At 70.9% G+C, this 17,555-nt stretch carries 15 protein-coding genes; 8 read left to right on the top strand and 7 right to left on the bottom strand.

Features of this window, described 5'->3' with window-relative positions; translation table 11 throughout:
• A partial coding sequence (locus ACWDOP_RS12665) for an esterase-like activity of phytase family protein (protein WP_456345170.1) occupies positions 1-593 on the top strand: 593 nt, incomplete at its 5' end.
• An 88-nt stretch (positions 594-681) separates the two neighbouring features.
• Here the strand turns inward: ACWDOP_RS12665 and ACWDOP_RS12670 are convergent.
• A complete protein-coding gene (locus ACWDOP_RS12670; RefSeq protein WP_456345171.1) occupies positions 682-1,797 on the bottom strand; it encodes an alcohol dehydrogenase catalytic domain-containing protein in 1,116 nt (371 codons plus the stop codon).
• A 96-nt stretch (positions 1,798-1,893) separates the two neighbouring features.
• Here ACWDOP_RS12670 and ACWDOP_RS12675 point away from each other — a divergent pair, with 96 nt between their 5' ends.
• Positions 1,894-2,556 carry a class I SAM-dependent methyltransferase gene (locus ACWDOP_RS12675; protein ID WP_456345172.1) on the top strand — a complete coding sequence of 221 codons (663 nt, stop codon included), beginning with the start codon at positions 1,894-1,896 and terminating at the stop codon, positions 2,554-2,556.
• 16 nt (positions 2,557-2,572) lie between these two features.
• On the opposite strand, the gene ACWDOP_RS12680 is transcribed toward ACWDOP_RS12675, so the two are convergent.
• Positions 2,573-3,343 carry a hypothetical protein gene (locus ACWDOP_RS12680; protein ID WP_456345173.1) on the bottom strand — a complete coding sequence of 257 codons (771 nt, stop codon included), beginning with the start codon at positions 3,341-3,343 and terminating at the stop codon, positions 2,573-2,575.
• A 573-nt stretch (positions 3,344-3,916) separates the two neighbouring features.
• On the opposite strand from ACWDOP_RS12680, the gene ACWDOP_RS12685 reads away from it, so the two are divergent.
• A complete protein-coding gene (locus ACWDOP_RS12685) occupies positions 3,917-5,014 on the top strand; it encodes a PQQ-dependent sugar dehydrogenase (protein ID WP_456345174.1) in 1,098 nt (365 codons plus the stop codon).
• 70 nt (positions 5,015-5,084) lie between these two features.
• On the opposite strand, the gene ACWDOP_RS12690 is transcribed toward ACWDOP_RS12685, so the two are convergent.
• Together ACWDOP_RS12690 and ACWDOP_RS12695 are read right to left on the bottom strand one after the other, a co-directional pair.
• A complete protein-coding gene (locus tag ACWDOP_RS12690) occupies positions 5,085-6,563 on the bottom strand; it encodes a pentapeptide repeat-containing protein (RefSeq protein ID WP_456345175.1) in 1,479 nt (492 codons plus the stop codon).
• A gap of 155 nt (positions 6,564-6,718) precedes the next feature.
• Positions 6,719-7,966 carry an MFS transporter gene (locus ACWDOP_RS12695; RefSeq protein WP_456345176.1) on the bottom strand — a complete coding sequence of 416 codons (1,248 nt, stop codon included), beginning with the start codon at positions 7,964-7,966 and terminating at the stop codon, positions 6,719-6,721.
• A 93-nt stretch (positions 7,967-8,059) separates the two neighbouring features.
• Here ACWDOP_RS12695 and ACWDOP_RS12700 point away from each other — a divergent pair, with 93 nt between their 5' ends.
• The 3 genes from ACWDOP_RS12700 (at position 8,060) to ACWDOP_RS12710 (ending at position 9,772) form a co-directional block, all read left to right on the top strand.
• Positions 8,060-8,401 (top strand): ArsR/SmtB family transcription factor, encoded by a 342-nt coding sequence (locus ACWDOP_RS12700; RefSeq protein ID WP_454203977.1) that lies wholly within the window; start codon positions 8,060-8,062, stop codon positions 8,399-8,401.
• A 31-nt stretch (positions 8,402-8,432) separates the two neighbouring features.
• Positions 8,433-8,942: a GNAT family N-acetyltransferase gene (locus tag ACWDOP_RS12705; RefSeq protein WP_456345177.1), complete on the top strand. Its 510-nt coding sequence runs from the start codon at positions 8,433-8,435 to the stop codon at positions 8,940-8,942.
• 143 nt (positions 8,943-9,085) lie between these two features.
• The gene (locus ACWDOP_RS12710) at positions 9,086-9,772 is read left to right on the top strand and encodes an SMI1/KNR4 family protein (RefSeq protein ID WP_456345178.1); all 687 of its coding nucleotides are present in this window, start codon (positions 9,086-9,088) and stop codon (positions 9,770-9,772) included.
• A gap of 105 nt (positions 9,773-9,877) precedes the next feature.
• Here the strand turns inward: ACWDOP_RS12710 and ACWDOP_RS12715 are convergent, their stop codons facing one another.
• On the bottom strand, positions 9,878-11,572 hold the full coding sequence (locus ACWDOP_RS12715) for a VWA domain-containing protein (RefSeq protein ID WP_456345179.1): 1,695 nt from the start codon (positions 11,570-11,572) through the stop codon (positions 9,878-9,880).
• Here ACWDOP_RS12715 and ACWDOP_RS12720 point away from each other — a divergent pair.
• Positions 11,532-12,785: a lipase family protein gene (locus ACWDOP_RS12720; protein WP_456345180.1), complete on the top strand. Its 1,254-nt coding sequence runs from the start codon at positions 11,532-11,534 to the stop codon at positions 12,783-12,785. The genes ACWDOP_RS12715 and ACWDOP_RS12720 overlap by 41 nt on opposite strands.
• 233 nt (positions 12,786-13,018) lie before the next feature.
• Here ACWDOP_RS12720 and ACWDOP_RS12725 read toward each other — a convergent pair whose 3' ends face one another.
• Positions 13,019-14,179, bottom strand: a complete 1,161-nt coding sequence (locus tag ACWDOP_RS12725; RefSeq protein WP_456345181.1) for a PucR family transcriptional regulator — start codon at positions 14,177-14,179, stop codon at positions 13,019-13,021.
• Positions 14,180-14,320: 141 nt separating this feature from the next.
• Here ACWDOP_RS12725 and ACWDOP_RS12730 point away from each other — a divergent pair, with 141 nt between their 5' ends.
• A complete protein-coding gene (locus tag ACWDOP_RS12730) occupies positions 14,321-15,865 on the top strand; it encodes an acyl-CoA synthetase (protein ID WP_456345182.1) in 1,545 nt (514 codons plus the stop codon).
• Positions 15,866-16,098: 233 nt separating this feature from the next.
• Here ACWDOP_RS12730 and ACWDOP_RS12735 read toward each other — a convergent pair whose 3' ends face one another.
• Positions 16,099-17,463, bottom strand: coding sequence for a M16 family metallopeptidase (locus ACWDOP_RS12735; protein ID WP_456345183.1), 1,365 nt, complete (start codon positions 17,461-17,463; stop codon positions 16,099-16,101).
• Positions 17,464-17,555: the final 92 nt, after the last annotated feature.

A 17,555-nucleotide genomic window follows, 5' to 3' on the forward strand; every position in this document is an offset into this window, starting at 1 on the left:
ACCCGCTGCACGATCCCAAGGAGAAGCTGGCGGTCTCGGAGATCACCGCGCTGAGCAACACCGTCTTCCTGGTCGACGAGCGGGACGGCAACAAGGCGCCGAAGGCCAACAAGAAGCTGTGGACCATCGACATCACCGGCGCCACCGATGTCGGGCCGGACTCGAAGGTGCCGGGGGCACAGTACGATCCGGCGCTGGGACTGGTGATCGACGACAAGGCCCTGGAGACCTACGTGGGCGCGGTCCCGACCGCCGACGGCGTCGCCGCGCTGCAGAAGGCCGGGATCACCGCGGTCGCCAAGAAGTCGAATCTCGACCTGTCGGCGCTGCTGTCGGGACTGAACCCCGACGGGAAGTTCTTCGGCCACGACAAGATCGAGGGCGTGGCCACCACCGACGGCGGGAAGACCCTGTACATCGCCAACGACAGCGACTTCGGGCTCGGCGGCTCGACCGGTGACAAGCCGCCGTACGGGCTCGAGGCCAAGACGCTGCCCAACGGGGTCCAGGATTCGGGCGAGATCCTGCTGGTGGACACCGGCAAGCTGCCGGCGCGGACGCAGACCGCGACCATCAGCATCGAGGTGCGCTGAACCACCGCGGTTCACGCCGGACCACCGGCCGGCCACGACCGGCCGGGCAGCGATCGCGCCGAACGCGATCGCTGCCCGGCGGCGGTGTTCAGTCGAACATGATGACCTGGCGCAGGGCATGACCCGCGGCCAGGTCGTCCATGGCACCGTTGATGTCCTCCAGCCGGATACGCGCGGAGATCAGGCGTTCGACCGGGAGTTTGCCCTCGCGCCACAGGCGCACGTACTCCGGGATATCCCGGTCGGGCACCGCGGAGCCCAGGTAGCTGCCGATGATGGACCGGCCCTGCGCCACCAGCGCGAGCGGGGAGATGCTGGCCCGCGCGTCGGGGGCGGGCAGTCCGACGGTGACCGTGGTGCCGCCGGGCGCGGTGGCGTTCACCGCGGTCTCGAACGCGCGCACGTTGCCCGCGGCTTCGATCACGATCTCGGCCGTGATGCCCTGCTCGGCGACCTCGGCCGGGGTGTACGACTCGCTCGCACCCAGTTCCAGGGCGGCCTTGAGCTTGTCGCCCACGGTGTCCACCGCGATCACCTCGCGGCCGGTGCCCTCGCGCAGGGCGGCGGCCACCAGCACCGCGGCCATGCCGACCCCGCCCAGCCCGACCACCATGATGCGATCAGCGGGGCCGGGCTTCGCCGAATTCAGCAGTGCCCCACCGCCGGTCAGCACCGCGCAGCCGAGCACCGCGGCGACGTCGGCGGGGACGTCGTCGTCCACCGGGACCACCGAGCGGCGGTCGACCACGGCGTGGGTCGCGAAGGCGGAGACGCCGAGGTGGTGGTGCACCGGCTCGCCGTCGCGCAGCAGGCGGCGACCGCCGCCGAGCAGTTCACCGGCGTTGTTGGACATGCTGCCGGGCAGGCAGGGCGTGCGGCCCTCGCTCATGCAGCCCGAGCACTCCCCGCAGCGCGGCAGGAAGGTCATGACCACGCGCTGGCCCACGGCGATGTCGCTCTCCGGATCGCCGACCGCCTCGACCCGGCCGGCGGCCTCGTGCCCGAGCAGCATGGGAACCGGGCGCACCCGATTGCCGTCCACCACGGACAGGTCCGAGTGGCACAGACCGGCGGCCTCGATACGCACCAGCAGTTCGCCGGGACCGGGATCACCCAGGTCGAGTTCACTCACGCTGATCGGCTTCGACTTCGCAAAGGGCGCAGCCTGCCCGATTCGTTCCAGTACGGCCCCACGAATCCTCATGCGCCAGACGCTACTCCACGGGCCCGCGGATACGCAGCGGATGAACCTTCCCAGACAGTCGAGAATCTGCTTCGATGGGACCGGATAGGAGCACCCATGAACAGCACGTCCCACACCGCGGGCAATCGCGGCCTCAACAGCGTGGTGACCCGGTTCTTCGGCAACGTCGCCCGCGCCTACGACACCGCCGCCCTGCAACGCGCGGTGTATCTGCCGCCGCAGGATCAGGTGATCACCGAACTGCGGGCGGCCGGATCGCGGCGGATCGCCGACATCGGTTGCGGTACCGGCATTCTCACCGCGCGGATCGCGCGCGAACTGCGCCCCGAGGTGATCTACGGGGTCGACGCCTCCACCGGCATGCTCGACCAGGCCAGGGCCCGCTCCGCGGCGGTGCACTGGCGCACCGCGGCGGCGGAGAAGCTGCCGCTCGGGGCCGGCGAACTCGACGCGATCGTCTCCACCAGCGCTTTCCACTTCTTCGACCATCCGGTGGCGCTGCGCGAGTTCGCGCGGGTGCTGGTGCCGGACGGTTTGATCGCCATCGCGACGATGCATCCGGCAGCGCCCGCCGCGCGCCCGATCCAGCGCCTGACCCGCAGCCCGCTGTTCCCCGCGCACGCGCCCTCCCCGCGTGAGACCCGGAAACTGCTGGGGGACGCCGGATTCGAGGTGGTCGATCAGCGCAAGGTGAGCCGGCCGGTGCCGGAATGGCTGATCCCGGACGTGATCACGGTGGGCCGCCTGCGGTCCGCGTGAGGCGACGGCCGGACGTTCAGTGGCCGGGTGTGTCCGAGCCGCGGAAGCACACGGTCATGCGGCGCTTGTCCCAGACGACCCAGACCGCGCCCTGATCGTCGCGCGGGCAGTTCGCGCCGCTGGTCGTGTCGGTCAGCACGGCGGTGACCTGTACGACGTTGGCGCCCCGGGTGCCGCACGCCACCTTGGCGGGCTCGTCCATGTCGGCCGTGTCGTAGCAGAATCCGGCGCGCCAGTCGAAGCCTAGGCACAGGTGGTAGATCAGATTGCCGGAGCGGTCGCGGCGGCTGGATTCGAGTTTGTAGAGCGGATCAGTGCACGCGCCCGGACCGGTCTGCAGGACACGGTAGTTCGCGTCCACCGTGTTGCAGTCCGCCTGCACGGGACTGCCGGGCTGCCACGCGGTGCGGCCCTGCGCGTCGGTGGTGCGCTCCATCGGCACCTCGACACAGTCCCCCGGCTTCAACAGTGACATCGGATCGGGGGCAACGGGTTTCGTACTCGTCGGAGTCGTGACGGCCGCCGCCGGAATCAGCCCCGGCGCGGCGGGCACGGCCGTGCCCGCGACGGTGTCGCCGGTCGGCGGGCCGAGAACCGGAATCATGGTGGCGATCAACACCACCCAGCCCACCACGGCCATGGTGGGCGCCAGCACCCGCGCCACGAACAGCGCGCGCCGCTCCCCGGCGCCTCCCCCGGCCCGGCGCACCCGCGCGATCGCCCACCCGCCCCCGGCGGCCGCCGCGCACAACAGCGCCACAGCCGTGCATATCAGCACAGATTGCACGTCGAAACTCCCCACCCCACACGTGGAATCGCCTACACTTTTCCATCCCGCTGCGCCTGCAAGCTATCGCACCTCCCGAACCGGGGCAATGTGACGAACCCCGAACCGGTTGTAGCCGAGCGGTATCCGAGCGGGGCGGCTCGAGAAAGAAGTGGCGGTGAAGTCCACGCCGGTGGCGCCCGGTCGTGCGTGGCCGCCGCCCACTCGGATCACGCGTGTCATCGGGACCGGTTGCGACGAGCCGCACCCGGACAGAAGAAAGACCCGAGGGCCGGCCCGCGCGACTCGCAGCGGGTCGGTTGCCGCGTATCGAATCCGTCCGCCCGCAACAGTCTGCGGCGCCCGCGGGATCGGTTCGGGGTGAGTTCACTACTCGGTAGCGCCGATGCGAGAGCCGGAACGCATCGTGGTGACGGCGTCGCCGTTCGACGTGGAATTCCGCTACGCGGCGACGCGAGGTTTCGATCGCACGGTTCGACGACCTCGGAGCCGCCGGGGCAACGACGGCACGGTATCGGGGCGGCACGCGTGGCACGTGCGGCATTCGCGCCGGTTTTCGCGGAGGATGGGGATATGGGTGGTGTTCCCGCACGACTTGCGACCGGATTGGTGGTGCTGGCGGTCGCCGTCGGCTGCGGTACCGAGGACGCCTCACCGCCACCGGCGGCGACCGCGGTCACCACGGCGACGAGCGTGCCCGCGGGGAGCGTGGACCTGGAGGCCGGGCAGGAGATCGCGCAGGGGCTCGAGACGCCCTGGGGGCTGGCGTTCCTGCCGGACGGGACCGCGCTGGTCAGCGAGCGGGATTCGGGGCGGATCCTGCGGGTGGTCACCGGGGCCGCGCCGGAGCAGGTGTACCGGGTGCCCGGGGTCGAGGCGGCGGGTGAGGGCGGGCTGATGGGGCTGGCGGTGTCGCCGGACTACGCGCGGGACGGGTACCTGTACGCGTATTTCACCGCGGCGCAGGACAATCGCATCGTGCGGTTCCGGCTCGACGGGCAGCCGGAGGTGATCTTCAGCGGAATCGCCAAGGCGTCCAATCACAATGGGGGACGCATAGCGTTCGGGCCGGACGGGATGCTGTACGCGGGCACCGGGGACGCGGCCGAGGCCGAGCGATCCCAGGACGCCGGGAACCCCGACGGGAAGATCCTGCGGCTCACCCCCGACGGAGCGCCCGCCCCGGGGAATCCGACCCCGGGATCACCGGTGTACAGCCTCGGGCATCGCAACGTGCAGGGGCTGGCGTGGGATCGCGACGGGCGGCTGTTCGCGGCCGAGTTCGGGCGCAACGCCTTCGACGAGATCAACCTGATCGAACCCGGGCGCAACTACGGGTGGCCCGAGGTGGAGGGTCGCGGCGATACCCGGGACGGCCGCTTCACCGACCCGGTGGTGGTGTGGAAACCGGCCGACGCCTCCCCCTCCGGTATCGCCATCGCCGGAAACACGCTGTACGTGGCGGGATTACGCGGGGAGCGGCTCTGGGCGGTGCCGCTGACCGACGGGCGGACCGGTGAACCGCGCGCCTGGTTCGACGACCGCTACGGGCGGCTGCGCGCGGTCGCCGTCGCACCGGACGGCGCGCTGTGGCTGGGCACGTCCAATCACGACGGCCGCGGCGACGCGCGCGCCGGAGACGATCGACTGCTCCGCTTCCCCGCCCGCTGAGTTCCCGGCCGAGTTCGGCTGCCGCACGGCCCGGTTCGCCGCACGCCGTCCCGACAACCCGGCGGCACGATCAACCCGCGGACTCCGCCTTCTCCAGCTTCGCCGCCGCGCCCACTGTCACCGCGGGGGTGTCTGCCAGCGGCGGCGGCCACTGCTCGGGCCGCACGTTGACGGGTTTCGCGCCCGGATTTCCGGCCCAGTCGACCTGCACGCCGACCCACGCCTTGGGACGTTCGAAGCTGATGTCCTTCGCCTCGAAGACCGCACGGCGGAAGGAGATCTCGCCGAAGAAGTCGCCGCCGGTGAAGACCACCGCGCGCCCGCCCAGCACCGCGTCGGCGAAGGAGATGCGCCCGTGCAACTCGGCGCGGGCGAAGGACACCTCGCGGGTGCGACCGGCCCGCCACCGCGACTTCGCGCCGAGTTGCGCGCAGTCGAACGCGGTGGCCTCGGCGAAGAACCGGGTGGCGATGAAACTCGTGCGCGGGCCGGTGAATTCGGCGCTGGTGAAGGTCACGCGGTCGCCGTCGAACATGCAGCGCTCGAAGGAGGTCAGATCGGCGGTGAATTCCGCGCCCGCGAAACCGGTGCGCTCCCCGGCGAACCGGGCGCCGGTAAAGGCGGTGCGCCCGCCGCCGAAGACGGCGTTGTCGAAGGTGACCGAACCACCGAAGGTGGCGTCGATGAAGGTCGTTCCGGCACTGTCGCGTTCAGATCCGGCGATATGGGTGTGCGCGAACACCGCGTGCTCGAAGGTGGTCTCCGAACCGCGGAACATGGCCCCGCGGAAGGTGACCCGCGCCCCCAGGAACCGCGCCCGCTCGAAGCTGGTGACGCGCGACCCGGTGAATCCGGCATTGGTGAATCGGGTGCTGCGGCCCGCGAACACGGCATCGGAGAAATCGGCGTTCTCGAACACGGCATCGGAGAAGTCGAAATCACAGGTGGACCACGAACTCTCGGCGCTGCGCCGGATCCGGTCCGCGATCACCCGCACGATCGTGTCGCGCACCTGTCTGTCGTTCTGCCGGAAGTGGTAGACCCGCTCCACCGCGGTCCCGGAATCCTCGATGCGCTGGGATTTGGATACCAGGTGGCTGATGCCCTCGTCCGGCGCGTACGGCAGCCGCAGATACCCGCACAGCACGTCGACGCACTGCTGGCGCCTGCCCCGCTGGGAGAACTCGTCGGCCACCCCGGCCATCGCGTAGACCCCGGCGATGCGTACGGCCACATCGGAATCGCCCAGTTGCTTGGCCGCCGCGCCGAACAGGTCCGCGAAGCGCCCGCGTTCGAGATCGCGCTGCCGCCGATACGCCACCACGAGCGCGACCGCGAACCCGATACCGGCGGCGATGGCGAGCGCGATCTTGGTGAGCTCCACCTGATTCGGCGTCTCGTCCCGCGCGCCGAGCAGGTTCCACAGCAGCCACCAGGTGCCGCCGAGCAGGGTCACCGCGGCCACTATCGCGGCCAGCACCGAGAACAACAGCGCCGACCGATTGACCGTCCGGCTCACCCACCCACCGAACCTCGCCCACCACCGCATAGCGGAAGGATAGCGATCGGCTTCGCGAAACGCACAGCTTGGACCGATACGCGGTCTCGGGCAGTACGTTTCGCGCCGGCGCCGGCTCGGGAAGCCGTGGTTCGCGCCGCCGGAGCCGGCGCGGAACGACGGCTCCGGCGGTCGCGATCGGCTCGCTATGGCAGTTGCGGTTCGGTGACCTCGGCCGCGACCGGGATCGTCTCCACCCGCCGCCGCAGCCCGAGACCCGCCGCGCCCAGGCAGGCCACGGCCACCGCGCCGACGAACCACGGGAAGATGTTCTCGATGCCCCAGGTCGTGGCCGCCCAGCCCGCGAGCACCGTAGGCAGCGCCATGGCCGAGTAGGCGAGCAGGTAGTAGGCCGACATGGTCTCGCCCCGCTTGTGGTGCGGCACAACGTTGGACAGGTGGCGCAGCGATCCGCCGAAGCCCAGGCCGAAGGTCGCGCCGAGGGCGAATCCGGCCAGCAGCACCAGGCCCCAGCGACCGGTGGCCAGTGCCGGAATGGTCAGCACCAGCGCCACCGCCATGCCGATGTCACCGGCGATCGCGGCCCGGCGCGCCGGGATGTCGGTGGCGAACAACTGCGTGATCGCACCGGCCAGCGCCGTGGAGGCCACCACCGCGCCGCCGAAGACCAGGTTGTGGATGCCGGTCTGGGCCGCGGCCAGCGAGGGATACAGCGACAGCAGCACCCCCAGCACCGACCAGGCGGCCATCACGCCCAGCGCGGAGAACCAGAAATCACCGCGAATCTCCTGCGGCACGGCGGGTTTGGCGATCCGGATGCGGCCGTTGGTGCGCGCGGTGTGCGGCTCGCGCAGCAGCAGCACGCCCGCGGCGATGATCAGGCAGACCAGGGTGATGATCACGTACGGGGTGCGCAGCGGATGCGGGGCGTACTGCGCCAGCACCGCCGAACCCAGAATCGCCACGGCCATACCGACATTGAAGGCCACCCCGGAGAGCTGACCCGACCGCGCGCCGCGCTGGGGCCGCAGATCCAGCAGTGCCGCCGCGCCGGCCACCACGATCGCGCCCACCGCGGTGCCGTGCAGGGCGCGGGCGATCAGCAGCATGGCCACGTTGTCCGCGAGCAGGAAGACCACCAGGCCCGCGATCATGATGCCGAAAGCGCCGAGCAGCACCGGCTTTCGGCCGACGACGTCGGAGATGCGGCCCGAGACCAGGACCGCGGCCAGCGCGGCGACGGCGTAGACCGCGAAGACGAAGGTGGTGGTCAGCGGGGAGAAGTGCCACTCCTGCTGGTACAGGCCGTAGAGCGGGGCGGGCGCGCCGGATACCCCGAGCGCGACGCCGCTGGCGGCCAGCACCAGCGCGTACGCCCACGTTTGGCTGCCCTGTGTGTCGACCCGGCCCGGGTGCGTCACTGACGCTGCCATCGAACCCTCCATCAGGTAAGTTTGATAATGATCGAACCTGACGCTACTCCTGGTTCGATCGTCGTCAAACCCGATATCCGAGTGAGGTAGCTCATGGCAGACATCGAAGCGCTGCACTACGAGTCCCCCCTGCCCGCCGTCCTGCCGGTGGCGCCGCTGCCGACCGTGCTGGGCGCGCTCCAGGACCCGGTGCGCCTGGAAATGCTGCGCCGCCTGGGCAACGCCGGCGGACCGCTGCGCTGTTCGGCGCTGTACGAGACCATCGGCAAGTCGACCGCGGCCCATCACTTCAAGATCCTGCGCGAGGCCGGCCTCACCGAACGGGTGATGATCGACGGCCAGACCTGCCAGCGCCTGCGGTTCGACGACGTCGACGCCGCCCTGCCCGGACTGCTGTCCGCCGTTCTGGGGGCGGCGAACCGGGTATCGGAGTGATTCCACCGCCCGGGTGCGCTAGTTTCGGAAAATGCGCATTCGTGCGGCGAGATCCGACGACCTCCCCACCCTTCAGCACATCGAGGCCGCGGCCGGAGAACCCTTCCGGACCGTAGGCATGACCGAGATCGCGGAGGATGATCCGCCCACCATCGAAATGCTGGAGGAACACCGCCGCGCGGGGCGCGCCTGGGTGGCCGTGGACGACGACAGCGACACCCCGATCGCCTACCTGATCAGTGAGGAAGTGGACGAGACCGAGCACATCGGCCAGGTCTCGGTGCACCCCGACGCCGCGCGCCGGGGCATCGGCCGCGAACTCATCGAACACGCGGGACAGTTCGCCCGCGACGCCGGCCTCGGCGCGCTGACACTCACCACGTTCGTCGAAGTGCCTTGGAACGCACCGTATTACGAGCGCCTGGGCTTCCAGATCATCGACGACGAGGACCTGACGCCCGGCCTGAGCAAGATTCGCACCCGCGAAGCGGAGTACGGGCTGGATCGCTGGCCGCGTACGGTCATGCGGCGCGAGCTCTGAACCGCGCGGGCGTCGCCCGGTCGGTGCGGGACGCCAACCCGCCGTTCGGAGTGCGCCCGCGCCCGCCGGGCGACGGCTGCGGACCCGCTCCGGTGGCGAAACGACTCCCCCGGCAGTCCGCACCCACGGCTAGGCTGCGGCGGGTGAGCGATCGGATATGGGACGGCGTGCGCGAGCGCGTCGCAACACTCGGGCGTGCGAACAGCTCGGTTTTCGGCATGCAGGGCCACCGGTTCGAGCTCGAACCGGTGCTGTCGCCCGGCGAGGTCGCCGAACTGGAGGCGCAGATCGGCACGTCGTTGCCCGCGGACTACCGCGCCTTCCTGCTCGAGGTCGGCGCGGGCGGCGCGGGTCCGTCCTACGGGTTGTTCCCGGTGCGGCGGGTCGACGGCCGCTGGCGCTGGGACGGCGACGGCGCGGATCTGACCGAACTCGGCAGGCTGGCCGAACCGTTCCCCGCGCGCGGGCCGGACCGGGAACTGCTCGCCGCTCTGCGCGCCGAGGAGCCTGATGAAGCGGACTTCGATGATGAGGACGAGTTCGATCTCGTCTACGAAGCCTGGGACAACCGCTACACCGCCGTGTGGTGGAGCGACGATCTGACCGCGGGCGCCGCCGCGATCTGCCACCTGGGCTGCGCCATGCGCCAGTGGCTGGTGATCACCGGCCCGCACGCGGGCCGGATCTGGTCCGACGACCGCGTCGACGGGGCCGAAATGACCCCGCTGCTGGACGATTCCGGCGCGCCGATGACCTTCACCCGCTGGTACCTGGACTGGCTCGACGAGGCCGAACGACTGACATCCCCCGAATCAGAGCCCGCGACCTGATCGCACACCACCCGCCACCGCACAAACTGATCCGGGCAGGACCGGGCGTACTCGACCGCACCGGGCCCCGCGCGGCAACGCCGCGCGGGGCGAAACCCGTGCAGCTCAGCGCAGGATGCCCGCCCGGCGGGCGTCGTTGATCCAGGACGGGAACTCGCCGAGCAGGCGGTCGTAGAGCTCGCCGTCGCTGACCGTGTCGATGTCGTCGACGGCGAAGAAGCCGACGTTGTCGACGCGGCGGCCCGCCATGGTGTCCAGTTGCTCGAGGACGCCGTAGCCCGCCTTGCTGCCCAGGCCGATGAACTGCCAGAAGATCGGTTCCTCCACGGCGGCACGGAGTTCGGCCTCGATCTCGTTGTTCTTGTAGACGCCGCCGTCGGAGAAGAACAGCACCAGGGTAGGCAGCGGCAGCGGTTCGTGCCGGACCTGGGCGCGCACCTCCGCGATGACCTTCTGCTCCTCGTTCTGGATGCCTATCTTGCGCATGTCGACCTGGCCGGGTTGCAGCTTCTTGCGCCCCGAGCCGGGCAGGATCTTGAACTCACCGCCGCGCACGTGCAGCGAAAGCCACTGCGGCAGATCGGCGATGGTGAGATCGGGCAGGCGTGCGCAATTGCTGGCGAACGTCCAGGCGGCCATGGTGCCGTTGTCGTCGAGCTGCGCGGCCACCGCCGCCATGCGCTCCACGACACGGTGTACCACCTGCTTGCTGTAGAGCATGGCCATCGAACCGGACGCGTCCAGCACGATGATCACCCGCGCGGTCAGTTGCGGCACACCGTGTTTGGCGAGCGAGACCGCCACCTGCTCCTTGCGCAGCGACAGCCGCTTGCGCATGTCGACCGGCAGCCGCTCCTCCCCCTTGGTCAGGCGGACGCCGGGCGCGGGCGCACCGGCGGCGGCCGGCGCGGGAGCCATCCCCGGGCCGGGCGGCGGCGCGTATCCAGGCGCGGGAGGCGGCGGCGCGTACCCCGGCGCGGCGGGCCGCGGCGCGTACCCCGGCGCGGGCGGGGCATATCCCTGCCCCGGCAGCGGGAATCCCGGCGCCTCCGGCGGAACCTGGCCCGCCGGAGGCGGGGGTGCGAAACCCTGGCCCGGGGGCGGGAATCCGGGAGCCGGGTGCTGGGGCGCGGCGGGGACCGGCGGTTCCTCCTTGTCGACGCTGATGCCGAAATCGGTTGCCAGGCCGGCCAAGCCGCTCGACCAGCCCTGGCCGACCGCGCGGAACTTCCAGCCGGGGCCGCGACGGTACAGCTCACCGCAGAGCATGGCGGTCTCGACGCCCGCGGCGATATCGAAGCGGGCGATCTCCGCGCCCGCGGCGTCCAGCAGGCGCAGGTGCAGACCGGGCACCTGCCCGAAGGAACCGCCATCGGCGGAGGCGCACACCGCGATTCGGTCGACGACCGGTTCGACCGCCGCGAGATTCACGTCCAGGCCGTCGACGGTGTCGCGCTTGCCGAGATGGCGTACCGCGCCGCTGGCGTGTCCGGGCTGGTTGTAGAACACGAAATCCGCGTCCGAACGCACTCGCCCGTCCTGACCGAGTAGAAGCGCCGACACATCTACATCGGGTACCCCTGCCCCGCCCGACCACGCCAGGACCGCTCGCACCGCACTCGCGGTAACGGGCACATTCGCACCTTTGCTGAGGTTCGTCACCCGTGTCAGTCTGCCCGCTTCCCGTGAATCCCGACACCGTCCTCGCGAACAGCACATAGTCTGCTGCGCGAATTGATCCGGCAAGTCGAAGGAAACCATGATCCCTGCCCGGCCGAACCCCACATCCGCAGGCTCCATCCGGCGCTGGTTCGCCGCGATCGCCGTCACGATCACCGCGTTCGCCGGGGTGGCCGTCGCGACGGGAACAGCTGCCGCGGAACGGATTCCGACGCCGGATCACGACTCCTTCTACGACGCCCCGCCGAATCTAGGAACGTACGCCAACGGCACGGTGCTCGAGTCTCGCACGGTGGATCCGTACGGCGTGGACGCGGCGCCGCTGCTGCGGGTGTGGCAGGTGCAGTACAGATCCTCGGACGCGAACGGCGCGCCGAGCACCGGCGTCGTCACGATCGCGGTGCCCATCGTGCCCTGGACCGGCCCCGGCGCCCGTCCGCTGCTGAGCTACCAGGTCGCCGAGGACAGTCTCGGAATCGACTGCACCACTTCCTATTCCGTTCGAGCCGCGTTCGCCGCCGGGTTCAACAACACCAACGGCGAGGCCCTGGGCGCCCTCGCCCTGCTGCACCGCGGCTGGGCCATCGTGCTCCCGGACTACCAGGGCCCCGACCAGCGCTTCCTGGACGGGCCGCAGGGGGCGCACGGCGTGCTGGACGGCATCCGCGCGGCCCGCGCATTCGCCCCGGCCGGTCTGGGCGCCTCCCCCGTGGGCCTGCTCGGCTATTCCGGCGGCGGCTACGCCACCAGCTTCGCGGCCGCGGCCCAGCCGGTGTACGCCCCCGAACTCCCATTGGCCGGGGTCGCCATGGGCGGGCTGCCCGCCGATCTGATCAGCGCGCTGCGATCCACCAGCGGCACCTACAGCGCCGGTCTCGGCCTGCTGGCGCTGTCCGCGCTGGATCGCATCGCGCCCGAGGCGAACATCCCAGCCCTGCTCAACGAGCGCGGCCGCACGGCCCTGGCCCAGAACCGGCGCGCCTGCGGCCACGATTTCGGGAGCAAGTACGCCTTCAGCCACCTCGACGACTACGCCGCCGCCCCCGGCCTGGCCACCCATCCCCGAATCACCGCCCTGGCCAACCGCTTCCGCCTCGACGCCAACACCCCCGGCGCCCCCGCCTTCGTCTGGCACTCCACCGGCGACGACTCCCTCCCGATCGCGGGCACCGACGCCGCGGTAGCGGCCTGGTGCGGCGCCGGCGCCCGCGTGAGCTATGTCCGCACCAGCACCCCGACCCACCTGGTCTCGGCCCTGAGCGGCGTCGCCGATGCCCTGCACTTCCTGGACGAACGCTTCGCCGGCGTCCCGGCTGCGTCGGGCTGCCAGTAACCCGGACCAGTACGCCCACAACACATCTCCGTACCTAGGCCACTCGCGGACGGCACCCGCGCCGCCGACATGGGCGCTGTGGTCGAGCACTCCGGTCCATGAGCAGCGGCGAGGCTGATGATCGCCCGGCGCCCGGGCGTGAGGCTTTCTCGCACAGCCGGTTCGGACACCGGCCCGGCCGACACCCCTCGACGCGAATCGGGTCACGCGGCGCGAGCCCGGCGCGCGACCCGTCAGGGGCGGGGGTGGGCGCGGCGGTGCTGGATCGCCCACCAGATCTGGACGGCGGAGTGGGGAGTGCGCAGGTCCGCCCCGGTCAGTTCCTCGAAGCGGGACAGGCGGTAGCGGACGGTGTTCTGGTGGACGATCAGGGCGTCGGCGGTCGCCTCCACGCGCATGCCGAGGTCGAAGAACCGTTCCACGGTGTCGATCACGGTGCGCGCCTGATCGCCGGCGCCCAGCGGATCGAGGTAGCGGCGGGCCAGTTCCTCGCCGAGATCGCTGTCGGCCAGCACGGCGGGCAGCACGCCGAGGGCGCCCAGGTCCGCGGCACCGGTGCGGCCGTACACCTGCGCGGTGGACAGCATCCGGCTCGCCAACCGAAACGAGCGGTCGAGCTCGCCGAGCCGGACCGGCGGGCCGAGGCCGACGAGCCCGGCGGTCTCCACCGGGTGGCCGCTCTCCAGGAACCCCGCCAGGTCGCCGTCGACGACGGTGTCGAGGCCGCGCAGGGCGCGAGCGGGCTCGCCGCGCAGCACCAGGCGCAGGGCCGACCCGGCGGCCCGATCGTCCGGGCGCGCACGAAAGGCCCGGTAGGAGCGTTCGACATCGAGACCGTAGTTCTGCGCGCCGATATGGATGTCGGCGGGACCGAGCCCGCCGAGCAGGAGCCCGCGCGCGTACTCGGCGCGCTGATCCCGATCGTGCTGGGCCAGTTCGATCTCGACGTCGCGATGCCCGCCGGTGTAGTGTCCGGCCGCCTCGTCCACGATCTCGAGCAGATCGTGGGTCAGCTCCAGCATCGCGCGCGGCCCGACCCGCACGGTCCGGCCGGATTCGGTGAAGTCGTCCAGCAGCTCGCGCACCGCGATGCGCCAGCCGTTCTGCACCTCGGCCAGTGAAATGCCCTGCCGGGCACGGGTTTCCCCGAACTCGCGGATGGCGCGCAGGTCGTCCGCGCCGAGCGGGCCGCCGTCGCGCAGCGCGATCAGCAGCCGGGACAGGATGCCCACGGTCGCGGTGACCGTCGACGCGGTGGGCAGGGCCGCGTAGGCGGGCATCTCGGCGCGAGCGCGCGCGACCACCCGGGCGGCGAGCTGCTCGGAGTGGCCGAGCACGTGCGCGGCCAGCCGGCGCTTGGCCGGCGATCTCGAGGCGTCCCTGGCGGCTGTCATGGCACTGCCGAGGCTACGTCCACCCTTTGGAAAAACCAACAAAACGGACAAGTCATAGTCCGGCTGCTTCTCCATGGCCCAGGTCACACCCCCGCGGCGATACTCGTCACACCGACCATCGCTGTTCGACGAAGGATCCCGATGTACTTGACCCAGGGCCTGCACCGAGGCGCCCAGCAGCACCCCGACGCGCCCATGACCATCTGCGGCGACCGCACCCGCACCTTCGCCGAGACCAAGGACCGCGTCGCGCGGTTCGCCGGCGCGCTGCGTGAGCTGGGGGTCGGGTCCGGCGACCGGGTGGCCATGCTCGCGCTCAACTCCGATCGCTACCACGAGTACCTGCTCGCGGTGCCGTGGGCCGACGCCGTGCTCAATCCGGTCAACACCCGCTGGAGCCCGGACGAGATCGCGTACTCGCTGCGGGATTCGGGCACCGAGGTGCTCGTGGTCGACGACGCCTTCGCGGCCATGGTGCCCGCCATCACCGAGCGCTGTCCCGAACTGCGCGCGATCATTCACGGCGGCGCGCAGCCGACCCCCGAGGGACTGCTCGCCTACGAGGAGCTGATCGCGGCCGCCACCCCGATTCCCGACGCCCGTCGCGGCGGCGAGGCCCTGGCCGGGGTGTTCTACACCGGCGGAACCACCGGCTTCCCCAAGGGCGTCATGCTCAGCCACAACAACCTGGCGACCTCCGCGCTGGGCGGGGTGTCCAGCGGCTTCCTGTTCGCCCCGCGCGGGCGATTCCTGCACGTGGCGCCCATGTTCCATCTCGCGGATCTGGCCGGCTGGTACGGCGCGCTCATGCTCGGCGGCACCCACGTCATGATCCCGATGTTCGACCCCGTCGCGGTGCTGTCCGCCATCGAGACCCATCGCGTCACCGACACCGTGCTGGTGCCGCTCATGATCCAGGTGCTGGCCGACCATCCCGCGATCGCCGACCACGACCTGTCCAGCGTCGAGCACGTGATGTACGGCGCCTCACCGATTTCCGCGCCCGTGCTCGAACGCGCGATGAAGGCGTTCCCGCAGGCCGGCTTCACCCAGGCGTACGGGATGACCGAGCTCGCACCCATCGCCACCCTGCTCGGCCCGGCCGATCATGCCGCGGGCAACCTGCGCTCGGCCGGTCGCGCGGCGCCGCACAGCGAGATTCGCATCGTCGACGCCGACGGCGCGGAGGTCCCGCGCGGCACGGTCGGTGAGATCACGGTCGCCGGCGGGCACGTCATGCTCGGTTACTGGAACAAGGCCGAGGAGACCGCGACCGCGGTCCGGGACGGCTGGATGCACACCGGCGACGGCGGCTACATGGACCCCGAGGGCTACGTGTACATCGTGGACCGGCTCAAGGACATGATCGTCACCGGCGGCGAGAACGTGTACTCCGCCGAGGTGGAGAACGCCGTCGCCGGGCACCCCGCCGTCGCGGCCTGCGCGGTCATCGGTGTGCCGGACGAGGAATGGGGCGAGCGGGTGCACGCGGTGATCGTGTGCCAGCCGGGCGCGAGCCTGACCGCCGAGGACCTGCGCGAGCACGTGAAGACCCTGATCGCCGGATACAAGGCCCCGCGCACCATCGAAATCGTCGACGCCCTACCGGTGTCCGGCGCGGGCAAGATCCTCAAGCGCGATCTGCGCGCGAAGTACTGGGACGCCACGGGACGCCAGGTGCACTGACGCCGGGTTCCGTCAGGCCGGGTTCCGCTGAGCCGGATGGGATCCCGGCCCATCGCGCCGGGGTGGCGAGGTTGGGACGCCACCCCGCGCGATGTGCCCCGACCTCGCCGCACAACGGCGCGCACCGTCGCCGCGGTCGGATTCGAGCCCGAACCCATCGGGCTCATCGCACCGAAAAGGCCGTGTGCCGCAACCCGATCCGGTTGCGGCACACGGCCTTTGCACGGTCCTCGCTATTCGACCAGCCGCCGGACCACGGCGGGCAGGTCGCGGTTGCGCCGGTACGGCCCCGCCACCGCCGCGCCGAAGGGCCGCGACAGCAGCGTGGCGGCGATCCGCGACACCTCGCCGGTGGTCACCTCGTCGATCCGCGCGAGGGTCTCCGAGACGCTGCGGTGGTTGCCGTAGCTGAGTTCGCTGCGCCCGATGCGGTTCATGCGCGAGCCAGAATCCTCCAGGCCCAGCACCAGCCCGCCGCGCAGGGAACCCTTGGCGCGGGCGCATTCGGCATCGGTGATGCCGTTCACGGCAACGTCTTCCAGCACATCGCGCGCGAGTTTGGCCACCTGGCCGAGGTTTTCGGGCTGGCAGCCCAGGTACACCGAGAACGCGCCGGTATCGGCGAAGGTGTCGACGCTGGAGTACACCGAGTACGCCAGGCCGCGCTCCTCCCGAATACGCTGGAACAGCCGCGAACTCAGCCCGCCGCCGAGCACGGTGTTGAGCACCGAGAGCGGCCAGCGCTTGTGGCCCTCGTGCCTGCCGAACGCGCGGGTGCCGAACACCAGGTGCGCCTGCTCGCTGTCGCGGTACATGCGGATCAGCTCCGGATCGGCGCGCGGGCGGAACTTGCCCTCGCGCCGCGGCGCGGGCTCGCGCACCGGATCGAGCCGGGCGGCGAAGGCGCGGTGCACCAGCTCCACCGTGTGCTCGTGTTCGATGTTGCCCGCCACCGCGACCACCATGCGGTCCGGGCGGTATCGGCGCTGATGGAACGAGCGCAGCTGGGCCGCGCCCATCGTCTCGATGGACTCCACGCTGCCGATGACCGGGCGGCCGATCGGGTGATCGCCGAACAGCGCGCTCAGGAAGGCGTCGCCGACCATGTCCTCGGGGTCGTCGTCGCGCATGGAGATCTCCTCCAGCACGACCTGGCGCTCGACCGCGACGTCCTCGGCCCGGCACAGGCCGTTGAGCACCACGTCGGTCACCAGATCGATGGCCATCGACAGGTCCTCGTCGATGACGTGCGCGTAGTAGCAGGTCTGTTCCTTGGCGGTGAAGGCGTTGAGCTCACCGCCGACCGCGTCCATGGACTGCGCGATATCGAGCGCCGACCGGGTGGGCGTGGCCTTGAACAGCAGGTGTTCGAGGAAGTGCGCGGCGCCCGCGACCGAGGAACCCTCGTCCCGGGAACCGACCCCGACCCACACCCCGATGGAGGCCGAGCGGACCCCGGGCACGTGCTCGGTGACCACCCGTAGCCCGCCGGGCAGCACGGTTTTCCGCACGCCGGTATCGGCGAACGGCGCCTCGGCGGCGGAGCGGACCAACGCAGAACTCTTACCCGACAGTGGAGTGTCCTTCTTCCGAACCATGCTTCCCAACCCGCATGAGCGATGACCGATGTTTTCGCGAATCCGCGAAAGCTCGTGGCCCCCTGCTCCGTTTCCGGAGCAGGGGGCCACAG

The sequence above is a fragment of the Nocardia sp. NPDC003693 genome (assembly GCF_053981095.1).